17 protein-coding genes are annotated in these 18,788 nt (G+C 62.7%); 6 read left to right on the top strand and 11 right to left on the bottom strand.

From position 1 onward, the window contains the following. Nucleotides 1-14: 14 nt before the first annotated feature. On the bottom strand, nucleotides 15-839 hold the full coding sequence (locus tag AAC850_RS08125; RefSeq protein WP_340588203.1) for an ATP-binding protein: 825 nt from the start codon (nucleotides 837-839) through the stop codon (nucleotides 15-17). Between the two features lie 26 nt (nucleotides 840-865). Between AAC850_RS08125 and AAC850_RS08120 the strand changes: the two genes are divergently transcribed. Continuing rightward, nucleotides 866-1,816, top strand: a complete 951-nt coding sequence (locus tag AAC850_RS08120; protein WP_340588202.1) for an L-threonylcarbamoyladenylate synthase — start codon at nucleotides 866-868, stop codon at nucleotides 1,814-1,816. Here AAC850_RS08120 and AAC850_RS08115 read toward each other — a convergent pair. The 7 genes from AAC850_RS08115 to AAC850_RS08085 form a co-directional block, all read right to left on the bottom strand. Further along, entirely contained in the window at nucleotides 1,813-2,148 is a 336-nt protein-coding gene (locus AAC850_RS08115; protein ID WP_340588201.1) for a hypothetical protein, read from the bottom strand. The two genes, AAC850_RS08120 and AAC850_RS08115, sit on opposite strands and share 4 nt — an antisense overlap. Before the next feature lie 107 nt (nucleotides 2,149-2,255). Next, nucleotides 2,256-3,038: a head GIN domain-containing protein gene (locus tag AAC850_RS08110; RefSeq protein ID WP_340588200.1), complete on the bottom strand. Its 783-nt coding sequence runs from the start codon at nucleotides 3,036-3,038 to the stop codon at nucleotides 2,256-2,258. A 170-nt stretch (nucleotides 3,039-3,208) separates the two neighbouring features. Then, nucleotides 3,209-3,742, bottom strand: coding sequence for a CarD family transcriptional regulator (locus tag AAC850_RS08105; protein WP_340588199.1), 534 nt, complete (start codon nucleotides 3,740-3,742; stop codon nucleotides 3,209-3,211). Nucleotides 3,743-3,949: 207 nt separating this feature from the next. After that, complete coding sequence (locus AAC850_RS08100) at nucleotides 3,950-4,780, bottom strand: YihY/virulence factor BrkB family protein (RefSeq protein ID WP_340588198.1); 831 nt, start codon at nucleotides 4,778-4,780, stop codon at nucleotides 3,950-3,952. Between the two features lie 57 nt (nucleotides 4,781-4,837). Beyond that, the gene (gene fdxA, locus AAC850_RS08095; RefSeq protein WP_340588197.1) at nucleotides 4,838-5,176 is read right to left on the bottom strand and encodes a ferredoxin FdxA; all 339 of its coding nucleotides are present in this window, start codon (nucleotides 5,174-5,176) and stop codon (nucleotides 4,838-4,840) included. Nucleotides 5,177-5,233: 57 nt separating this feature from the next. Next, a complete protein-coding gene (locus tag AAC850_RS08090; protein ID WP_340588196.1) occupies nucleotides 5,234-5,491 on the bottom strand; it encodes a S4 domain-containing protein in 258 nt (85 codons plus the stop codon). Between the two features lies 1 nt (nucleotide 5,492). Then, the gene (locus tag AAC850_RS08085) at nucleotides 5,493-8,165 is read right to left on the bottom strand and encodes a helicase-related protein (RefSeq protein WP_422723185.1); all 2,673 of its coding nucleotides are present in this window, start codon (nucleotides 8,163-8,165) and stop codon (nucleotides 5,493-5,495) included. 182 nt (nucleotides 8,166-8,347) lie between these two features. Between AAC850_RS08085 and AAC850_RS08080 the strand changes: the two genes are divergently transcribed. The 5 genes from AAC850_RS08080 to AAC850_RS08060 all read left to right on the top strand — a co-directional run bounded on the left by AAC850_RS08080 (nucleotide 8,348) and on the right by AAC850_RS08060 (nucleotide 14,395). Next, a complete protein-coding gene (locus AAC850_RS08080) occupies nucleotides 8,348-9,982 on the top strand; it encodes a peptidoglycan DD-metalloendopeptidase family protein (protein ID WP_340588195.1) in 1,635 nt (544 codons plus the stop codon). A gap of 77 nt (nucleotides 9,983-10,059) precedes the next feature. Then, nucleotides 10,060-11,055 carry a porphobilinogen synthase gene (gene hemB / locus AAC850_RS08075; RefSeq protein WP_340588194.1) on the top strand — a complete coding sequence of 332 codons (996 nt, stop codon included), beginning with the start codon at nucleotides 10,060-10,062 and terminating at the stop codon, nucleotides 11,053-11,055. Further along, a complete protein-coding gene (locus AAC850_RS08070; RefSeq protein WP_340588193.1) occupies nucleotides 11,048-11,626 on the top strand; it encodes a GNAT family N-acetyltransferase in 579 nt (192 codons plus the stop codon). The genes hemB and AAC850_RS08070 overlap by 8 nt, the downstream gene beginning before the upstream one ends. After that, on the top strand, nucleotides 11,619-13,838 hold the full coding sequence (locus tag AAC850_RS08065; protein WP_340588192.1) for a fused MFS/spermidine synthase: 2,220 nt from the start codon (nucleotides 11,619-11,621) through the stop codon (nucleotides 13,836-13,838). Before AAC850_RS08070 ends, AAC850_RS08065 begins: the two co-directional genes overlap by 8 nt. A 29-nt stretch (nucleotides 13,839-13,867) precedes the next feature. Then, on the top strand, nucleotides 13,868-14,395 hold the full coding sequence (locus tag AAC850_RS08060) for a gamma carbonic anhydrase family protein (RefSeq protein ID WP_340588545.1): 528 nt from the start codon (nucleotides 13,868-13,870) through the stop codon (nucleotides 14,393-14,395). A gap of 18 nt (nucleotides 14,396-14,413) precedes the next feature. On the opposite strand, the gene AAC850_RS08055 is transcribed toward AAC850_RS08060, so the two are convergent. Genes AAC850_RS08055 through AAC850_RS08045 form a run of 3 tightly spaced genes read right to left on the bottom strand, consistent with a single transcriptional unit; the run spans nucleotide 14,414 to nucleotide 18,689 of the window. After that, nucleotides 14,414-16,009, bottom strand: coding sequence for a cisplatin damage response ATP-dependent DNA ligase (locus tag AAC850_RS08055; protein WP_340588191.1), 1,596 nt, complete (start codon nucleotides 16,007-16,009; stop codon nucleotides 14,414-14,416). Continuing rightward, nucleotides 16,010-17,029 carry a ligase-associated DNA damage response exonuclease gene (locus AAC850_RS08050; RefSeq protein WP_340588190.1) on the bottom strand — a complete coding sequence of 340 codons (1,020 nt, stop codon included), beginning with the start codon at nucleotides 17,027-17,029 and terminating at the stop codon, nucleotides 16,010-16,012. 55 nt (nucleotides 17,030-17,084) lie between these two features. Beyond that, complete coding sequence (locus AAC850_RS08045; protein ID WP_340588189.1) at nucleotides 17,085-18,689, bottom strand: M1 family metallopeptidase; 1,605 nt, start codon at nucleotides 18,687-18,689, stop codon at nucleotides 17,085-17,087. Nucleotides 18,690-18,788: the final 99 nt, after the last annotated feature.

Genomic DNA, 18,788 nt, shown 5'->3' with positions numbered 1-18,788 from the left:
GCATGCGCCGGCGTCTAGAGCTGCTTGCCAACGCGCCCAGCCAATTCGGTGATGAAGTGCCAGGCGATGCGCCCCGACCGTGCGCCTCGCCTCTTTGACCACTCGAGCGCCTCACCCTCGTCCAGATCGAGGCCGTATTCTGCAGCATAACCGCGCAAGATTTCGAGATAATCTTCCTGGTTGGCGTTGTGGAAGCCAAGCGACAAGCCGAAGCGGTCCGCCAGCGCGAGATTGTCGTCCACCGCGTCGCGGGGATTGATCGGATCGTCTTGCTCGCTCGCTTGCCGGGCCAGGATCGCGCGGCGGTTGGAAGTCACCGCCAGCCGGACATTGGCCGGTCGCGCCTCGACTCCGCCATCGAGCCAACTTCGCAAATGGCGCGGCGTGGCATCATCGCCTTCGGCAAAGCCGAGATCATCAATGAAGACGAGAAAATTGCGTTCGATCCCGGCAAGTTGCGCGAACAGGCCGGGCAGGGACGGTATGGAATCGGTCGCCACCTGCACCAGTGCGAGCTTTCCACCAGCGGCCTGCGCATCCGCCACGCTGGCGCGGAGCAGGGCCGATTTTCCCATCCCGCGCGCTCCCCACAACAGCATGTCATGCGAAGCAGCGCCCTTGGCCAGGCGCGCGACATTGGCAGTGACCACTTGCTTTTGCCGGTCGATACCCCGCAGCAGGTCAAGCGCGGGGGCCTCGATACACTCGACCGGACGGGCGCTGTCGCCAGCCCAGACGAAGGCCGGCGCACCCTGCCAGTCGACCGCGTGCGGCGTGGCTGGCGCAAGCTTTTCGAGAGCTGCAGCGATACGTCCGAACAGTTCAGCTTGGTTTTCCATCGCCGCATTCCCTATAGGCGCTGGCGATGAGCAGCAAGACGCCTACGATTCCGGCCACTTCCGAAGCCGTTGCACGCGCTGCCGATGTGCTGCGCGAAGGCGGACTGGTCGCACTGCCGACGGAGACGGTCTACGGGCTTGCCGCCCGCGCCGACGGCGCCGAGGCGGTTGCCGGGATCTACCGCGCCAAGGGGCGACCCGATTTCAACCCGCTGATTGTCCACGTCCGCGATCTGGATCACGCGCGGCAATATGGCCTGTTCCCGGACGCCGCTGCCAATCCGGCACTTGCGATCTGGCCGGGGCCGCTGACGATCGTCGTTCCGCTCCGCGAGATTGCCGGACTCGCGCCTGCAGTCACTGCGGGCCTGCCCACGATTGCGCTGCGCGCGCCTGCGCATCCCGCGATCCGTGAACTGCTGCAGCACGTCGATTTTCCGCTCGCCGCGCCATCGGCCAATCGTAGCGGATTTATCAGCCCAACGACGGCGCAGCATGTGCTGGCCTCACTCGACGGGCGCATCGACCTCGTGCTCGATAGCGGAGCGACCAGTGGGGGAATCGAATCAACCATTCTGGCTGTGCGCGACGATGGCCGGTGGGAGCAGTTGCGCCCCGGACCTGTCGATCTGGACGCATTGCACCGTGAATTCTTCGGAACGGCCATGCCCCCATCGCGGGGCAAGGGCGCGGTGGAGGCACCGGGGCAATTGACCAGCCACTATGCGCCCGGAAAGCCCGTGCGGCTCAATATGCGCCAGCCAGAAGCCGATGAATTCGTGATCGGATTTGGTGCTGTCGCAGGCGATTGTAGCCTGTCTGCCAGCGGCGATCTCCTGGAGGCGGCTTCAAAGCTTTACGATTGCTTGCACCAGGCGGCTGCGTCGGCCAAGCCGCGCGTTGCCGTCGCTCCGGTTCCTGTTGCGGGAATCGGTGCGGCGATCAATGACCGGCTGGAACGCGCCGCCGCCGTTTAATCGTCTTCTTGCGATTCAACCGGGATCGAGGGCATCAGATAGTCCATTTCCTGCCGCACGATTACTGCCTCGCGGCAAGCATCATTGCGTCCGCGCACACAGTCCTCTTCATGCTCGGCATATTCGCGCTGCAGATCGCCCAGTCGCTCTTCGCGCCGACGGATTTCGCGACCGCGCGCGCGGTCTGCTTCGTCCTGGCTGGTGGTGGCCCAATCGGCGACCTGACCAACAGCGCGCACCGGAGCGGTGGCCACGTCGAATACCGTACTCGCAACGCAGCCGCCGAGGCTTAGCGCCAGCAAAGGTACGGTCACCAAGGCTTTCTGTTGCATCTCGCGCTCCTGCACAAAGCGAAAAGGGGCTGACGGAATTTTCCGCCAACCCCTTGGTTAATGTAAACTTCTTTCGCGGCAATTAATACGCGGCCAAGCGAGGCGATTCACCCCGCAGGACGAGCATTTTCAGTGCTATCTCCGTCGTCAGGCGCATCCTCGCAAACGAGGCTGCCCGAGCCGATGGCATTGATCTCGCATCGTGCGGAACCGCGCACGCGCACGTCACCCGAGCCGGCGATATTTGCCTCGACCGTACCATCGGACGAGAAGGTCGCATCGCCCGATCCGCCGATGTTCACCTCTGCGTCCCCGGCCTGCAAGTCGGCCATGTCGGCCGTTCCGCTGCCACCAATGTTGAGTTCGAGCCGATCGACAGCGCCTGCCACCGTAGCGCGGCCACTGCCGCCGATGGTGATTTCGAGCGTCTCGGAATCAATCACGGCAACATCCACTGCACCCGAACCGCCGATCACGATTTCGGCGTTACGCGCCATGGTGTCGGCGGTCATCCGCCCGCTACCGCCGATAGCGATGGTCGACGGCGCAGGCATGGTGACGTTGATGGTGGCGACGTCGCCGTCGCGCCAGTTCCCGTCCTCGCGCCCGATGCCGAGCGAACCGTCGGCAAGCACGAACCGCAGGCGTTCCGTCGCCTCCTCGCTGCCCTCGACGGTGATGGCAAGTTCCTCGCCGGTGGTGATGACCACATTGTCCGCTCCGCCAAGCGCGATGCGGCTTGGCGCTTCGCCGCTCATATCGAGTTCGGCCAGCGGCACGCCCTGCTCGCCGTTGAAGCTCACGTCCACATCATCGCAAGCCGACAGGCCTGCTGCCGCCGCCAAGGCCAAGAACGGACCGATTTTCCGGAAAATCCCACCAACACGCATAAGTGCCCTCCTCTTTGTGTATTACAGAAGCAATACACGCAAGCTTTGCCAAAGGCAAAGCCGCTGGTCGAAATGCCATGCCGATTTGCAGAGAGCGGCGCATACGAAAAAGGGCCGCTCGCAAGCTGCAAACGGCCCTTTGATTACGTTGAGACCTCGCTCAGACGCGCTTAGTCTTCGTCGTCATTCTCGTAATATTGCGGTGCATGCTCCTTGAGCACATCGAGAATCTTGGTGAGCGCCGTAGGCTCGTCAGTCTTTTCCATCGCCGCCAGTTCGCGAGCAAGGCGGCTGGAGGCCGCTTCGAAGATCTGCCGTTCGGAATAGCTCTGTTCGGGCTGGTCTTCGGGGCGGAACAGGTCGCGTGTCACTTCGGCGATCGACACCAGGTCGCCCGAATTGATCTTCGCTTCGTATTCCTGTGCCCGGCGGCTCCACATGGTGCGCTTGACCTTGGGCTTGCCCTTGAGCGTTTCCATCGCTTCTTTCAGCGTCTTGTCGCTGGAAAGCTTACGCATGCCGATGCTTTCCACCTTGTTGGTGGGTACGCGCAGCGTCATACGTTCCTTCTCGAAGCGGAGCACGTAAAGCTCCAGCTGCATTCCGGCGATTTCTTCGTTCTGGAGTTCGATCACACGGCCAACACCGTGCTTGGGATAGACGACATAATCGCCAACTTCAAAAGCGGTCGCATTCGCGGCCATAGACAGTCCTTTCTGTAGCAATTCCGAGCATTGGCGAGACAAGGAAACCCATCCGCCGACTGGCAGCGGCTGGTAATCCCAATGTGTCGCTAAATGCGGGGGCCTGCCTTCCTAATCCGCCTGTAGCCCTTCCACGAGCTTACAGCATGGTAAGTATATAACAGATTCGCGACATAAATTCCAGTCTCGCGACAGTTGCTTGCCAGATCACCCATCTGCCGGATTTCCGTCATGAGCTGTTGCAGTGATTTCAGCGCCAAATAATACTGTGTAAGCAACGAGATAAAGCCAAGTCAGCAGGATGACGACTGCGCCTAGCGAACCATAGGTCGCGTTGTAGTTGCCGAAATTGGTCACGTAGAATCCGAACAGTGCCGTGAAGACCAGGACAGCGTTCCCGGCGAATACGCTCCCCGGTATTGCGTCACGCCAGGTGATTTCGAGGCCAGGTGGTGCCTTGCGATAGAGCGCCGCTGCGCCCAGCGCCGCCGTGATTGCCACGATTGCATGACTTGCAAGCCGGGCAATGAAGGCGCCGATGCCCGATACCGAAGGGAGGGCGTTTGCCAGCAAGGCCGACAATGCGATTGCTCCCGAGGCCAGACCAGCCCCGAACAGGGCCGTCAGCACGACAGCAAGGGCGAGGAGGTTGGTCCGGATGAAATTGCGGGCACTGTCATCATTGAGCGCAAGAGCAGTTGCGTGCAACAGCGTGGCGGCGCCTGCCCGTGCGCCCAGTATTGCGACGCCGAGCGACAGTATAAGCCCCATCCCCTTCGCGCTCGCCGAGGTCTCGACCATCGATTCCAGCTGGTCGCCGATCAGTTCGGCAACAGACGGTGGCAGGCTGCGCGCGAGCGTCGCAATGTGGTCCGCGACATCTGCAGGATCGGCAATGAGGCCATAGCTGAGCACCCCGGCGGCGAGCAGCGGCACCATCGCCAGGAAGGCGTAATAGGCCACTCCGGCAGCCAGAATTGAAATATTATCCTCGCCCGAGGCAGCCCAGGCGCGCTTCAAATTTTCGAGAAATCCCATGTTGCACACAACGCATGACCGGCCTTCCGGTTCATGGGAAAACAGCAGTGCGCGAAGCTAGTCGCCTTCGCCCGGCTCTTCGGTGAAGTACTTTTCGAACTTGCCTTCTTCACCCTTGTGCTCGTCCGCATCTTCGGGCGGATCTTTCTTCTCGGTGATATTGGGCCACTCGGCAGAGAACTTGGTGTTCAGCTCGAGCCATTTTTCCTGGCCGTCTTCGGTGTCGGGCAGAATGGCTTCAGCCGGGCATTCGGGTTCGCACACGCCGCAATCGATACATTCGGACGGGTTGATGACGAGCATGTTCTCGCCCTCGTAGAAACAGTCCACCGGGCAGACTTCGACGCAATCGGTATATTTGCATTTGATGCAGGCGTCGGTGACGACATAAGTCATGGGTGCACTGGTCCTTTCTGGTTGCGCGCCCCTGCTATGGCGAATGATGCGCGAGCGTCAAGAGTCGCGATTGAGCAAGGTGTAATGAGATTGCGCCTCGGCAGCAGGTCCGCGGCGCTCGGGCAAGCTATGAATCGCGATCACCATCACGCCCTGTCCGATGGGCAGGGTGAGCACATCGCCTTCGGCAATTGGGCAGTCCGTCCGCGTCACGCGCTCTCCATTGCAGCGGATATGCTCTTCGCCGATCCAGCGCTGGGCGACAGCGCGGCTCTTGGCGAAGCGCAACCGTGTCAGCAGCAGGTCGAGCCGCATCTCAGCCCTTGAGCAAATCGGCCAATCCGGCGAGCGCCTTGCCGGTTGCTGGCTGGTTGGCTGCGGGCGGCTTTGCGTGTTTCCCGCGTCCGCCGCTCTTGTCCGGACGCTTCGCACCACCCTTGGCGCCCGGCTTTCGCTTGTCGCCGCTGCGCTGCGGGCGCCTGGCCTGCACCGTGTCTTTTCGCGGAGCACGCCAGGTCCACGGCAAAGGACGCTCCGGCCCGTACATGCCCTCCACTAGCACTACCGGCTTGCCCTGCCGGAACCCGGCGTCCTTCATCAAGCTGCGGAAATTGTCGGGCGACAGACCCATGCTGGTCGCGAGCGCCAGATCGACGGGGAAGCCGCGCGCGCCCTTGTCCCGCGCCGCTTGCGCCTTGGCGCGCTGTTCGTGCGCGGCGCGGAACAGCTTTTCCGCCATATCGATGCGAATCGCCTGCTCTCCGGCGCGGCGGTAGCCTGCGGGCAGGTGGCGACCGCCTTCGATAACCGCTTCCATTGCCTCTCTCACATCGCGCCGGTCCACGCCGAGCGCGCGCAGGAGGCGACGCGGCGCAGGCTTGAGCAAAGCGGGCATATAGACATCAAGCGATCCGATGGTGACGCCAAGACGCCGCAGGAACGGGCGCTTTTCCTTGGGCACGTGGATCAGTCCCGCGTCCTCTCGCCGCACCGTCCCGCCACGTTCGGACAGCGTCAGCAACAGCGCGCGCACTTCACTGCCTGCTTCGGGATTATTCGCCGCTTCCTGCAGGGCGTTGAGTGGCGCGAGCGGAGCAAGCGCCTGGTCGAGCCAGAGCTGCAAGGCTTCCTCCAGCCGAGAGCGATGCGCCGGATCCATCTGGCCCAGCTCCTTGGCAATCACGATGCGCGGGGCAGCGGCGTACTTGCCTGGCTCGAGCGCGGCGACCCTCTGTTCGCCGCGCATCACCTGTCCATTCGCAATCTGCAATTCGCCCAGCTCCTCACCAATCAGCCGCTTGGCCTTCTGCGCGAGCAGCGCGGGCATGTGCTTTTCGGCGGCGGCAAGCATCAGCTTGCGGTCTTCGGTACTGGCAGTGCCATCGACAACGAAGCGGAAGCCTTCGAGATGGCCGATCGGCTGGCCTTCGACCGTAACCTGGTCATCTTCTTTTAATTCTACGCGCAAGAGCCCTGCATCCTTTCCCATTCCGCGCATCAATACAGCGGTTCTTCGATTGACAAAACGTTCGGTGAGTTTCTGGTGGAGCGCGTCGGACAATTTGGCCTCGGCACCGCGGGCGCGGGCCGCCATTTCGTCGCGCGCGAGCACCCAGTCGGGACGCTGGCAGATATAGGCCCAACTGCGGATCGCGGCGAGGCGGCCCTGCAACGTGTCGATGTCGCCCGCCATATTGCCGAGTTCACCGATGCGGGCCGCAACAAAGTCCGCGCCGAGATAGCCGCCTTGCAGATCGGTCCATAGCCGGGACACGAAACGCGCATGGCCTTCCGGCCCGAGCTGGCGGAAATCGGGCAATTGGCATGCTTCCCAGAAGCGCCGCACCTGTGCCGGCGTCTTGACGCAATCGCCGACCTCGCCATGTTCCGCCAAACGCTTGAGAACGGCAAGATCGATGGATTCGGGGGCCGGTGCAAGGCCCTCGGCGCGCGGCGGCGCTTCGAGATCGCTGATAAGAACCTCCAGCGTGTCGAAACGCGGTTCGGGCTCGCGCCAGTAGAGATGGGTGACCGGCGCGAAGCGGTGTTGCTCGATGGCGAAGACTTCGTCCTCGGTAAATTCGAGCGGTGTGCCGCCGCGACCCCGGCCATTACCAGACCCGCCGCCGGACATCGTGCCGAAAGTACCGTCGGTCTGGTGCCTCCCGGCCCGGCCTGCGATCTGCGCCATCTCCGCCGGGAGAAGCCGGCGTTGGCGAACGCCGTCGAACTTAGACAGGGCGGCAAAGGCAACGTGATGCACGTCGAGATTAAGTCCCATCCCGATAGCGTCGGTCGCGACGATGTAATCGACTTCACCGGATTGGAACAATTCAACCTGGGCATTTCGCGTTTGCGGTGAAAGTGCGCCCATCACTACCGCCGCTCCGCCGCGAAACCGCCGCAACAACTCGGCCACCTGGTAAACCTGCTCGACCGAGAAGGCGACAATGGCGCTGCGCGGGGGCAGGCGGGAAAGCTTGGCTGAGCCGGTATGGGTGAGAGTGGAGAACCGCGGTCGCTGTTCCACGCTCGCTTCGGGCACCAGCTTGCGCACCATCGGCTCGAGCGTGGCCGAACCGAGCAGCATGGTTTCTTCCCGCCCACGCGCATTCAGCAACCGGTCGGTAAAAATATGTCCGCGCTCACGGTCCGCCGCAAGCTGTGCTTCATCGAGCGCGACAAAGGCCCTTCCGCCGCCATCGGCCGGCATGGCCTCTGCGGTGCACAGGAAATAGCGCGCATTGGGCGGTTCGATGCGCTCCTCGCCGGTAATCAGCGCGCACGACGCCTCACCCTTGATTGCGCACACCTTGTCATAGACCTCGCGTGCCAGCAGACGCAGCGGGAAGCCGATTGCGCCCGATGAATGGCCGCACATCCGCTCGATCGCGAGGTGCGTCTTGCCGGTGTTCGTCGGACCGAGAATCGCCCGGATGCTGCTGTCTGAGTTTAGAGAGACCACGATGAGCGAATCATGGCTATCCACGCGGCGATACGCAACCGCCTGATCGGTTCCCTCAACTTGTCGCGCGGGGGACTCGCTTGGTCGATGTTAAAGCGAAATTTACTTTATGACGGCATTTTTACAGGCAAACACACAGGCCGGAATCGGGTCGCGCCAAACATCTGTTTTCAGTGGATGGCGTGCGACCGCGAAGGAGAGCACGTTTGTTCAAGGACCATGAAGGCAAGGAGAAGGCAGCGGAAGGCGATTATCCGCCTGCCGAGCTGTCGCTTGCGCAGGTCATTGACGATGAAGATGACGATACCCCGGCTTCGCAAAAACATTCCCATCATCGCATTGCCCGTGTGTCCTCGCTTTCCAGCCGCTACGGTGAATGGCGTACACGCGCGTCGAATAGGCTGGCTGCGCTGGACCTCGCGCCGGATCTCGCCCGCGACATAGGCTCGCGTCGGTGGTTGCGCGGAGTCGTGACGCTGGTTGGTCTGTCCGCCGTGGCGATCGCGGCGTGGCCGGGTTTCTCCTCGGTCGAAGCTGCCCCCGCCATGCGGATCGACGATGCAGTGCGGGACGAGTTCCGCAGCCAGATGATCATGCCGCTTGCGCTCGGCGCGGATAGCGGCAGGCGTATGGGCGCAACTGTCGCGGTTGCCGACCTGGATGCCGCGCCCGAACGTCCGCGACTCGATCTGGTGGCAACGCTGGCCCAGGGAGACGGATTCGAGCGCATGTTGCGCCGCGCAGGCGTCGGGGCCGAGGAAGCGCGCAAGATTACCGCAATGATCGGCGGGGCCATTCCGCTCGACGACATCACCTCGGGTACGCAAATCGACATCACGCTGGGCCGCCGCATTTCGCCCGACATCCCGCGTCCGGTCGATGCCCTGTCATTCCGCGCCCGCTTCGACCTGCAACTCGCGGTCGAGCGGCGCAACGGCCAGCTTGTACTCGACCCGCGCCCCATCATGGTCGATGCGACGCCCTTGCGTGTACGGGGCACCGTGGGCGACAGCCTCTATCGCTCGGCCCGCGCGGTGGGCGCACCGCCGAGCTCGGTGCAGGAATATCTGCGCACTATCGGGCAGGAACTCAATCTCGACCGCGACATCAGCGCGGGCGACGAATTTGACATGATCATCGATTACCGGCGCGCTGCCACCGGTGAAATCGAAGTCGGTGACCTGATCTATGCAGCTGTGATCCGCGATGACCGTCCACGCCTGCAATTGATGCGCTTCGGACGCGAAGGGAAATTCTTCAGCGCGGCTGGCGAGGGCGCACGGCGCGAAGGCCTGGTACGCCCAGTGCCGGGAGCGGTGAGCTCGCGTTACGGCATGCGCCGGCATCCGATCCTCGGTTATCGACGGATGCACTCGGGCCTCGATTTCCGCGCCCGCCATGGCACACCGATCTATGCCGCAACCGACGGCACGGTGAATTATTCGGGCCGCAACGGCGGCTACGGCAATTTCGTGCGCATTCGCCACGCGGGCGGACTGTCTACAGGTTATGCGCATATGAGCCGGATCGCCGTGCGTAATGGACAGAGCGTGGAGCGTGGGCAGGTCATTGGTTATGTGGGTTCAACCGGCCTCTCGACGGGACCGCATCTGCATTACGAAATGTATCGCAACGGCCAGAAGATCGACCCCGCGAGCGTAAACTTCGTCACCCGCGACCAGCTTTCGCGCGATCAGCTAGCCAATTTCCGCGAGCAATTGCTGCGGCTGCAAATGGTTGAAGCCGGCGCTGCTCTGGTCGAATTGCCGCCCGACCCCAGCATGCGCGAGGAACCGGTGCGCGAAATCGACCGGATCGAGAACCGCCAGCGCGTAAACTGACAGCACAGGGAGAGCCTGCACGTCGGTTTGCTCTGGCGCATTGCCCGATTCGTGCTTTTCCGGCAGGACACTCGCCCATGAGCAGAAGCTATCCCAACACGCGGTTGCGGCGCACGCGGTCATTCGGCTGGAGCCGGGCGATGGTGCGCGAAACCGTGCTCACCCCGGCGGACCTGATCTGGCCGCTTTTCGTTACCGAAGGAAACGGGGTGGAAGACCCTGTCGCCAGCCTGCCCGGCGTTTCGCGCTGGTCGGTCGACGGAATCGCGGCGCGCGCGAAAGAGGCAGTAAAACTCGGCATCCCCTGCATTGCGCTGTTTCCCAACACGCGGGATGGCCTGCGGAGCGATGATGGAGCCGAAGCTCTCAATCCCGACAACCTCATGTGCCGTGCGATCAAGGCGGTGAAGGATGTTTGCGGCGACAGTATCGGCGTGCTCACCGATGTCGCGCTCGATCCCTACACAACCCACGGGCAGGACGGGCTGGTCGACGCGGCGGGCTATGTCGCAAACGATGACACCGTCGCGGTGCTGGTAGACCAGGCGATCAACCAGGCCGAGGCGGGCGCCGATATCATTGCCCCGTCGGACATGATGGACGGGCGCGTGCGCGCCATCCGCATGGCGCTGGAAATGGGCGGCTACCACAATATCCAGATCATGGCCTACGCGGCCAAATACGCTTCAGCCTTCTACGGCCCGTTCCGCGATGCCGTGCGCAGCGGAGACAGGCTCGTGGGCGACAAGAAAACCTACCAGATGGACCCGGCCAATGCTGACGAGGCACTGGCCGAAGTCGCGCTCGACATTGCCGAGGGTGCCGACAGCGTGATGGTCAAGCCGGGCCTCGCCTATCTCGATATCATCTGGCGCGTGAAACAGCAGTTCCACGTTCCGGTTTATGCTTATCAGGTGAGCGGCGAATATGCGTTGATCGAAGCGGGTGCTGAGGCCGGCGCGGGCGACCGCGACGCGCTGCTGATGGAAAAGCTGATCGCTTTCAAGCGCGCAGGCTGCAGCGGCGTGCTGACCTATCATGCTCCGGTGGCAGCGCGATTGCTCAATGGCTGAATTTCGGCACGAGACCGATCGGCTGGTGCTGCGCGACTGGCGAGCGGAGGACTGGGCGGCGCAGTGGCGCGTCACCGATACACCCTCTGTCATGCGCTGGCTCGGCGGACCGATGGGTGAGGATGGCCGTGCTGCGCAGATCGCCCGGATCGAGAAGTGCAATGCCGCCAATGGCTATTGCTTCTGGGTGGTCGAGCGCAAGGACGATGGCGGGCACTTGTCGGGCGAGATGCTCGGCATGTGCGGGCTCAAGCGCGCAGATGCGCCTGAAAGCACTGTAACGGGCTGCATGGAAGTGGGCTGGCGCCTGCGCGAAGAGGCCTGGGGTCACGGCTATGCCAGGGAAGCGGCAACGGCGGCGCTGGAGCTCGCTTTCGGTACATTCGGGGCAGGCGAAGTCGTCGCCCTGACGGTCGAAGGCAATGCACCGAGCTGGGGCCTGATGAAAAGATTGGGAATGCAGCGCCGCGTTGACCTTGATTATACCGATCCGCGCTATGGTGCCGATCTGAACCCGACAATCGTCTATTCCATAACTGCGGAGCAATGGGGGCACCGCGCCAATGACTGACACGAATACCGCAAGCGCGCCGCCGCGCCGCTGGCTGTTCACGCTGACAATCCTTGCCGGCAGCTTCCTGCTGTTTCTCGTCCAGCCGATGGTTGCGCGCATGGCCCTGCCGCGCCTTGGCGGGGCACCTAACGTGTGGAACAGCGCCATGCTGGTCTACCAGGCGCTGCTTCTGGGCGGTTATGCCTATGCCCACTGGATCGGACGCTTCACGCTTGCGCGGCAGGGAATGATCCACATCGTTGTCCTGCTGTTGGGCGGACTGACCCTTCCGCTTGCCCTTGCCGAGATCGCGCCACCTGCGCCCGGCTGGGAAGCATTGTGGGTGCCATGGCTGTTCCTGCTCACCGTCGGCCCGGCCTTCTTCGCCATTTCCGCGCAGGCACCGCTCATCCAGCGATGGTTTGCCGCGCATCCGGGCGCAGGCAATCCTTATCCTCTCTATGCTGCCAGCAATCTGGGCAGCTTTGCCGGCCTGTTGACCTATCCGCTGTTGGCAGAGCCGTTGCTGTCGATCGGGTCGCAAAGCCTGTATTGGGCGTTCGGCTATGCCCTGCTGATCGTCTTCGTGATCTCTGCAGTGATGGCGCGGCGCGGCTTTGCGACGCCGCGAGAAGTGGCACAGCAAGAGAGCGACGGACCGGCACATCGCACCGGCTGGAAGACAGTGCTGCTGTGGCTCGCCTTGTCGGCCGTACCTTCGGGCCTGATGCTTTCGACCACCACGTTCCTGACAACCGACATTATGGCCATGCCGCTGCTGTGGGTGATCCCGCTCGGGCTGTATCTGCTCAGCTTCTCGATTGCCTTTGCCGAAAAGCGCGTGATTGCCGGGATTTTCGTGTTCCTCGCGCCGGTCGTGCTGCTGGTTGATGGATCAATCGCGATGTTCTCTGCAGGACGGGCAGATTTGCTGGCAGCCGTCGCGAGCATCGTGCTGCTGTTCGTGGTGGCGATTGCCCTGCATTCACGGTTGTATGAAAAGCGCCCACCTGCGTCCGAGCTCACTCGCTTCTATCTCGTGATGTCAGCCGGAGGTGCCTTGGGCGGCCTGTTCACCGCGCTGATTGCGCCGGTGTTGTTCGACTGGACGTGGGAGCATCCCCTTCTGGTCCTCGCTGCTGCTGTGTTGCTACCGCTCGGCCCGTGGAAGCGTCTGATCGGTGGCAAGTTCAGCAATCCGCGTATGGCGCTAATCCTGTTGGGTGCGACGCTGCTGATCGTGTTCAACGCCGCGCTGGGCGTATTCCAGTCAACGCTGGCGGAATCGCAATTGAGCGGCCTGCAATGGGCGGCGCTTCTCGGGGTATTGTTTCTTTCTGTCCTGCTCGCCGCGCGCCGATGGTCTTTCGTGCTGGCTTGCGCGGCATTGCTGTTATCGCTGGGCGGGATTTCGAATCTCAAGACCAGCCTCGATGGTGACCGCGAGCGCAGCTATTTCGGCATCTACTCGCTGCGGGAAGAGCCTGATGGCGACAAGCTGCTGATGCACGGTACCACGATCCACGGCGTCCAGCGCGCCGGTGATGAAGCGGCGGAGGAGCCGACCGCCTACTACGGACGCAATTCGGGCGTCGGGAGAGCATTGGTGCAGGCAGGTGCGATGTTCGGCCCTGATGCACGCGTGGGCGTGGTCGGCCTCGGCGTCGGTACGCTTGCCTGCTATCGCGAGAAAGGACAGGACTGGACCTTCTTCGAGATCGATCCCGAAGTGCTGCATTATTCTGATCGCGGCGACTTCACCTATCTTTCACGCTGCGCTCCTGATTCGCCGGTAGTAATCGGCGATGCGCGGATCGAGCTGGAAGCAATGGCAGCGGACCGCTTCGATATCCTCGTGATCGATGCCTTCAGCTCGGATGCGATACCGCTGCATCTGCTTACCGCCGAAGCCATGGATATCTATCTGCGTTCGCTCGGCGAGGATGGATTGCTGGTAATGCATATCTCCAACAATTACATCCGGCTCGAGCCAGTGATCGCACGACTGGCGCAGTCTCGCGGATTAAACGCGCGCCTGCGTGCCGATTCCGAGGAGCAGGAGGCGGAGCTATTCGGCTCAACCTGGGTTGCCTTGGCGCGCGATCCGGCGCGTATCGCCGCGCTCGAAGCCGAAGGCGGTTGGCGCGAGCTTGACGATCCCGAAGGTCCAGTGTGGACCGACGACTATGCCTCGATCTTGCCCTATCTCGTGTGGGAGAATTTCCTGTGATCGATCCCCGCTTCCCCGGTGCCACGATCATGGCGTTCGAGGGCAAGGAGCCGCAGATCCACGAGAGCGCCTTTGTTGCTCCCGGCGCGCGGATTATCGGCGATGTTACGATCGGCCCTGAAGCCAGCGTCTGGTACAATTGCGTGCTGCGCGGCGATATTCACAGGATCGTCGTGGGCGCACGCTCGAATGTGCAGGATGGCAGCGTTTTCCACGTCGAGGGCCCGCGCCCCGATACCGAGGGCGAACCCACGATCATCGGCGAGGATTGCGTGATCGGCCACATGGCTGTGGTGCACGGATGCCAGCTTGCGGACCGCGCCTTTGTTGGCATGGGAGCCGTAGCCATGGACGGTGCGCGTATTGCCGAAGGCGGAATGTTGGGCGCCGGCGCGCTCCTCAGCCCCGGCAAGCAGATCGGTCCCGGCGAAATCTGGATTGGCCGTCCGGCGAAATATTACCGCACGCAGGATGAAGCGCAGATCGCGAAGATCAAGTTCCAGACCGAACGCTACTGCAAGCTGGCGCAGAAGCACCTGGCCGAAATTCACAGCTGAGTTGCGCTGCGCAACTTCCTAATCCCGAACCAGCTTCCTGAGCGCGTCGATCCGGTCGGCTTCGTGCACCGGCTTGTCCCAGCGGATGCGGTGGATGCGCGGAAAGCGCATGGCGAGGCCGGACTTGTGGCGCTTGCTTTCATGCACGCTGTCGAAAGCGACTTCAAAGACCAGTACCCGCTCGACCTCGCGCACCGGGCCAAAGCGGTTGAGCGTGTTCTGGCGGACCAGCCTGTCCAATTTCTTCAGCTCGGCATCGGTGAAGCCTGAGTAGGCCTTGCCCACCGGCAGCAGGTCCGCGCCGTCGTCGGGATCGCCGTTCCAGCAGCCAAATGTGTAATCCGAATAGAAGCTGGAGCGTTTGCCAGATCCGCGCTGTGCATACATCAGCACGCAATCGATCAGTAGCGGGTCGCGCTTCCACTTGTACCACAAGCCGGTCTTGCGGCCGGGGACGTAGAGCGAATCGCGACGCTTCAGCATCAGGCCCTCAATGGCATCGTCGCGCGTCCCCTCACGGATTTCGGCAAGATGGTCGAAGTCGCGCGCCTCGACCAGTTGCGACAGATCGAAATGGCTATCGGGCAGCCGGGGAACGAAGCGTTCGAGTTCATCGCGCCGCCGATGCCATTCGTGATTGCGCAAATCCTGGGAATCGACGGACAATACATCGTACAGCCGCACGAAAGCCGGGCTTTCGGTCAGCATCTTCTTGCTCACCGTCTTGCGTCCGAGGCGCTGCTGCAGCGCGTTGAAACTCGCCGCTCCCCCGGTTTCGCCGCCTTGCGTTGAGCCACGCACCAGCAGTTCGCCATCGAGCACGGCGGGCCTGTCGAGCGCGTTCACCATTTCGGGAAAGGTCGCCGAGATATCATCTCCCGACCGTGAATAGACCCGCGTTTCCCCCGCGACATGGACGAGCTGGACGCGAATGCCGTCCCATTTCCATTCTGCCGCATAGTCCGCAAGATCGACGCGCAATTCCTCCAGCGGATGGGCCAGCATGAACGGCTTGAACAACGGCATGTTCGCAGTGTCGGGCGGGTCCGCTCCGTCTGCGGCCCAGGCGAACAATTCGCCGTAAGGCGGCTCAAGCGCATGCCAGTATTCCTCGACCGCCTCGACGTTGACATCGAAGGCCTGCGCGAATGCTACTTTTGCAAGCCGGCTTGACACGCCGATGCGCATTCCGCCGGTCGCCAGCTTGAACAGAGCGTATCGACCCGAACTGTCGAGCCGGTCGAGCAGGCGCGGCAATTCGGTCAAGACATTGCTGCGGGTCATTTTCGAAAGGGCGCTCACCGCTTCGCTCACGCTGGGCGCTGGCGCCACCTCCCCGACAGGATCGGGCCAGAGGAAACTCGCCGTTTCTGCCGTATCGCCTACGAAATCCCGGCTGAGGCTCCACAACATCGGATCGACCCGCTCCTTGAGCAGGTTGCGGATGGTCGAACTTTTGACCGCCTTGAAATCGAGCCCGTTGGTCAGTGCGGCCATAGCCCAGCCACGGTCAGGGTCGGGGGTGTTGCGCAAGTATTCGGCGATCAGGCGCAGTTTCTCATTGCGGCTTCGGGTGTAGACGAGCGCGTCGATGAGGGCGGCAAACTCCTCCACCTATTCGTCCTCATCCTCGCGTCCGACCATGGCGAGCGCCCGCGCACGGCGCTGTCGAAGCTGGTGCCAGCGCAGCAAGGCTTCCTCGCGGCCGTGGGTGATCCAGGTCTCGTGCGGATCAACCTCTTCGATGGTGCGGGTGAGTTCTTCCCAATCAGCGTGATCCGAAATGACCAGCGGAAGCTCGACATTGCGCTGGCGGGCGCGTTGGCGCACGCGCATCCAGCCTGACGCCATGGCGGTAATGGGATCGGGCAGGCGGCGGCTCCAGCGGTCGTTGAGTGCCGAGGGCGGACACACCACGATGGCGCCGCGCATATCGTCCTTGTCGTGATCGGCAACCAGCCGAAGCTCGCCCAGGTCGACGCCGAATTCCTGATAGAGGCGGCACATTTTCTCCATTGCGCCGTGGAGGTAGATCGGTTCCGTGTGACCCGCCGCGCGCAATTCCGCGATCACCCGCTGCGCCTTGCCCAGGGCGTAGGCACCCACCAGCACGCAGCGGTCCGGATAGGCGCGCAGCCGGTCGAGCAGCTTCGCCATTTCGTCCTCGATGGGTGGATGAGTAAACAGCGGCAAGCCGAATGTCGCCTCGGTGATGAATATGTCGCAAGGCGTGACCTGGAACGGCGGGCAGGTCGGATCGGGGCGGCGTTTGTAATCGCCCGTGATAACCACCCGCTCGCCCGCATGTTCGAGCAGGATTTGCGCGCTGCCGAGCACATGGCCCGCCGGAATGTAGGTCGCATCAACTCCGCCATCGAGGCGGACCGTCTCGCCGTATTCGACCGCGCGCGTATCGCCGCCGTCGGGCCCTTCGCCGATGCCATAGCGCAGGGCCATGATGGCGAGCGTTTCGGGGGTCGCGACGGTCTTGCCGTGCCCACCGCGCGCGTGATCGGCATGGCCGTGCGTGACCAGCGCCTTGGCTACCGCCTTCGACGGATCAATCCAGCAATCGGCCGGTTCTACGTAGATCCCGTGCGGGTCGGGCTTGATCCAGGAAAAAGGCGCGGCCATCGCGGATTCAATCCACCACGACAGCCCGTGTTCCGGTCATGCCCTAAAGCCCATGTTACGTCCCGCGCGCGGCCGCGATCGCCTCGTCATACATGAGGATCTGGTTGCGCGGGTCGATCTGCACATGGCGCGTTCCTTCGGGCAGCGTGACCGTGGCGGAACCGCCGTCCATCGCGATACGGCGGGTGGTGCCACCAAAACGAAGCTCCACCGGCATGTCGAAGCCGCTATCCGAAGGGGCTTCCCACTCCAGCGTCAGCACGTCGCCTTCGCGCCGGCTGCGCAGTCGCGGCAATTCGGCCTGGTAGAAGTAGGTGTCGAAGAACCAGTCGAGCGGATAGCCGGTGCGCGCTTCCAGGATCTGCCTGAAATCGTCGGTAGTTCGCAAAACCGGCGCGATCTCGCCGGGAACCGGGTTGTTGGTCCCATAGGTCAGCTCCTGCAGGGCGGGAAACAGCACGTCGTCACCCACTAGATAGCGCAGGCTGTGCATGATCCACGCGCCCTTGGCATAGATGTCGGTGCCCCAGCCTGCTGCGCGGTCATTGTAGTCGGGCATGGTGCCCTCGGGTGGCACCAGCGGCACGCGGCTTATAATTGACTGACGCTGGCGCCACATTTCGGCGTTGTAGAACATTTCCCCGCGCGCCCACCCGAGATAGAGCGGCTGCATCCACGTGCCGATGCCCTCATGCAGCCACATGTGGTTGATGTTGGCGTGGGTCAGCTGGTTGGCGAACCATTCATGCGCGAATTCGTGATGCAGCAGCCAGTCATAGCCCAGCTCGTCGCGCCGGTATTGGTTGCCGTATGCGTTGATCGTCTGGTGTTCCATGCCAAGATGCGGAGTCTCGACCACGCCAGCCTTTTCATCGCCAAAGGGATAGGGGCCGATCGTTGATTCGAAGAAATCGAGATAGTCGACCATTTCCGCGATCAGGCGGCGCGCTCCCGCCTTGTTTTCGGGCAGGTGCCAGAACTGGATCGGGATGGAGTTGCCATAACGGCTTTCATACATCCTCTCGGACAGCTCAAACGGTCCAATTTGCAGCGAAATTCCGTAGTTGGACGGATTGCGTGCGCGCCAGTGGAAAGTCGTGGTGTTGTCGTCATTCTCAACGGTCGCGAGCAGCGCGCCATTGCCGGCCGCGACCAGCCCGGCGGGCACAGTCACCAACGTCTCCATCGCGCCGATGCGGCTGGAGGAATGGTCGATGCAGGGCCAGAACAAATCGCAGCCTTCACCTTGTACGGCTGTAGCGATCCACGGCTGACCGTTGGCCTGCGACCAGACAAAGCCGCCCTCCCAGGGGGCGCTGAGCGCCTCGTGTGGACGGCCCGCGTAGGAAATACTGACTTCGAGTACGTCGCCAGCCCCGGCGGCGGCTGGCAATTGCATCGTGAGCAACCCGTCGGGATTGCGCCAAGCGCCGCGATCAAGTGCAGCGCCGTTCACGCTGATTGCGCTCACCGTGAAGCGCGGGTCGAGATCAAAGGCGAGGGTACTTTGCGGTTCGCTCAGGAGGACGCGGTAACTGCCTTCACCGGCAATGCTCCGCCGTTCGGGATCGATAGCGAGTGACAGCACGACATATTGCAATTCCATCGCCGCACGCGGCCCTTCGAGGGGAAGATCGCTCTGCGCGGTGCGTTCGGCCAATGGCTGCACGGATTGTGCGATGGCAGGGCTTGCACAAACAGAAGCGGCGAGAGCCAAAGCCCCCGCCGCCAGTGTTGTTTTCATTAGGAATGTCGTCAT

This window comes from Erythrobacter alti, assembly GCF_037996805.1.
GTDB lineage: Bacteria > Pseudomonadota > Alphaproteobacteria > Sphingomonadales > Sphingomonadaceae > Alteraurantiacibacter > Alteraurantiacibacter alti.
The sequence above is the reverse complement of the archived record's forward strand: the minus strand, read 5'-3'. Positions and strand labels throughout refer to the sequence as shown.